The organism is Mesorhizobium sp. (genome assembly GCF_004962925.1).
Classification (GTDB): Bacteria; Pseudomonadota; Alphaproteobacteria; order Rhizobiales; family Rhizobiaceae; genus Mesorhizobium.
The window spans coordinates 1-868 of the sequence record NZ_SUEO01000409.1; the positions used below are offsets into that span (position 1 = coordinate 1).

The 868-nt window shown below is 65.2% G+C and carries 2 protein-coding genes; both read left to right on the plus strand.

Annotated elements, in window-relative coordinates:
• Positions 1-97 precede the first annotated feature (97 nt).
• Positions 98-367, plus strand: a complete 270-nt coding sequence (locus tag E5W87_RS35430) for a helix-turn-helix domain-containing protein (RefSeq protein WP_029354917.1) — start codon at positions 98-100, stop codon at positions 365-367.
• Positions 364-868, plus strand: a 505-nt coding sequence (locus tag E5W87_RS35435; protein WP_292408612.1) for a S26 family signal peptidase, incomplete at its 3' end; no start/stop codon positions are given. The genes E5W87_RS35430 and E5W87_RS35435, both read left to right, overlap by 4 nt.

Below are 868 nucleotides of genomic sequence, written 5' to 3' on the forward strand. Positions count from 1 at the left end.
GGCGGCGAAAACTCTCCCCCGACTCTTCGCCCGTCCCCGAGACGATCTCCCTCGCCCATCCTCCCCCTCGCTTGTCCGAAGCGAAACGAGGATCATCATGGACGACGAAAACGAACGCGCGGCCCGCGCGAAAAAGGGCAGCCCGTTTCTCAGCACAGCCCAAGCCGCCTTCTATATCGGGCTCTCCCAGCGCACGCTCGAAAAGATGCGGCTCAAGGGCGGCGGCCCGAAATTCCGCAAGCACGGCCGCTATGTCCGCTATCACATCGACGAACTCGACCATTGGTCGAAAGGACACCCGCAGCACTCCACCGCCGGCGATGGCAAGGCCGGTTCCGGCCAGGGCGGCACGGGAGGCCGTTCATGAGGCGGCGCCCTTCCATCCATCTGATCGGCAGCCGCCTGAGGCGTGTTCGAGCCCGTAAGACGGTCGCCTTGGCCGCGGCCGGTCTCGGTCTTTTGGGCTTCACGGCGCTGGGAAAGCCCACCCCTTGGCTGGTCTGGAACGCCTCGGCCAGCGCGCCGATCGGCCTTTACCGCATCGCTGCGGGAGCGCTGGCGCGTGGCGATCTCGTGCTCGTGCGCCCGCCTGAATACGCGGCGTATCTCGCCGCCGAGCGCAGCTATCTGCCTCGCAATGTGCCGCTGGCAAAACGTCTTGCAGCGCTGCCGGACGATAATGTCTGCGCCTTCAATGACGCCATCATCATCGGCGGCGACATCGTCGCGCGCCGGCTCAAAATCGACGCCGAAGGCCGACCTTTGCCATGGTGGAACGGCTGCCGAGCGCTCGGGGATAACGAGGTTTTCCTGCTCGGCAGCGACAAAAACCGCTCCTTCGACAGCCGCTATTTCGGGCCTGTTCCCA

Bases quoted from the DNA above. Each gene is read 5' to 3' on its own strand.
- E5W87_RS35430 (WP_029354917.1), top strand. From the start codon at position 98: ATGGACGACGAAAACGAACGCGCGGCCCGCGCGAAAAAGGGCAGCCCG.